General features: G+C 50.2%; 1 rRNA gene. It reads left to right on the top strand.

The features are described from left to right. The first annotated feature begins 134 nt into the window (after nucleotides 1–134). A 16S ribosomal RNA gene (locus J2Z60_RS10840) occupies nucleotides 135–1,707 on the top strand. Nucleotides 1,708–1,809 lie beyond the last annotated feature (102 nt).

Genomic DNA, 1,809 nt, shown 5'->3' with positions numbered 1-1,809 from the left:
GTACCTTGAAAACTGAACAAAGTTTCGCAAAGTGTGCGGGGTGAGTAACCCCAAACGAAAGCGAAGTCAATTCGCAAGCAATAAATTTGAGATAACAAATCAAAAAACGTTAAGAGCTAAGAAAGCTCATTTGAAAAAATGAGAGTTTGATCCTGGCTCAGGACGAACGCTGGCGGCGTGCCTAATACATGCAAGTCGAGCGAGTTTGACTAGAAGAATGAGATGCTTGCATCACATGAAACTAGAAACAAACTAGCGGCGGACGGGTGAGTAACACGTGGGTAACCTGCCCAAGAGACTGGGATAACACCTGGAAACAGATGCTAATACCGGATAAGAACTTAAGTCGCATGACTAGAGTATAAAAGATGGCTCAGCTATCACTCTTGGATGGACCTGCGGTGCATTAGCTAGTTGGTAAGGTAAAGGCTTACCAAGGCAATGATGCATAGCCGAGTTGAGAGACTGATCGGCCACATTGGGACTGAGACACGGCCCAAACTCCTACGGGAGGCAGCAGTAGGGAATCTTCCACAATGGACGCAAGTCTGATGGAGCAACGCCGCGTGAGTGAAGAAGGGTTTCGGCTCGTAAAGCTCTGTTGTTGGTGAAGAAGGATAAGGAGAGTAACTGATCTTTATTTGACGGTAATCAACTAGAAAGTCACGGCTAACTACGTGCCAGCAGCCGCGGTAATACGTAGGTGGCAAGCGTTGTCCGGATTTATTGGGCGTAAAGCGAGTGCAGGCGGTTCAATAAGTCTGATGTGAAAGCCTTCGGCTCAACCGGAGAATTGCATCAGAAACTGTAGAACTTGAGTGCAGAAGAGGAGAGTGGAACTCCATGTGTAGCGGTGGAATGCGTAGATATATGGAAGAACACCAGTGGCGAAGGCGGCTCTCTGGTCTGTAACTGACGCTGAGGCTCGAAAGCATGGGTAGCGAACAGGATTAGATACCCTGGTAGTCCATGCCGTAAACGATGAGTGCTAAGTGTTGGGAGGTTTCCGCCTCTCAGTGCTGCAGCTAACGCATTAAGCACTCCGCCTGGGGAGTACGACCGCAAGGTTGAAACTCAAAGGAATTGACGGGGGCCCGCACAAGCGGTGGAGCATGTGGTTTAATTCGAAGCAACGCGAAGAACCTTACCAGGTCTTGACATCTAGTGCAAACCTAAGAGATTAGGCATTCCCTTCGGGGACGCTAAGACAGGTGGTGCATGGCTGTCGTCAGCTCGTGTCGTGAGATGTTGGGTTAAGTCCCGCAACGAGCGCAACCCTTGTCATTAGTTGCCATCATTAAGTTGGGCACTCTAATGAGACTGCCGGTGACAAACCGGAGGAAGGTGGGGATGACGTCAAGTCATCATGCCCCTTATGACCTGGGCTACACACGTGCTACAATGGGCGGTACAACGAGAAGCGAACCTGTGAAGGCAAGCGGATCTCTTAAAGCCGTTCTCAGTTCGGACTGTAGGCTGCAACTCGCCTACACGAAGCTGGAATCGCTAGTAATCGCGGATCAGCACGCCGCGGTGAATACGTTCCCGGGCCTTGTACACACCGCCCGTCACACCATGAGAGTCTGTAACACCCAAAGCCGGTGAGATAACCTGCAAAGGAGTCAGCCGTCTAAGGTAGGACAGATGATTAGGGTGAAGTCGTAACAAGGTAGCCGTAGGAGAACCTGCGGCTGGATCACCTCCTTTCTAAGGAAGGGCGAAGATGGAAGAGAGGATGCGAGAGCATCAAGATAGGCCATCAAGCCAAGCGGAAGCACACAAGAGAAACTTTGTTTAGTTTTGAGGGTA

Origin of the sequence: Lactobacillus colini (assembly GCF_017874575.1) — a bacterium.
GTDB classification, from domain to species: Bacteria; Bacillota; Bacilli; order Lactobacillales; family Lactobacillaceae; genus Lactobacillus; species Lactobacillus colini.
The sequence above is the reverse complement of the archived record's forward strand: the minus strand, read 5'-3'. Positions and strand labels throughout refer to the sequence as shown.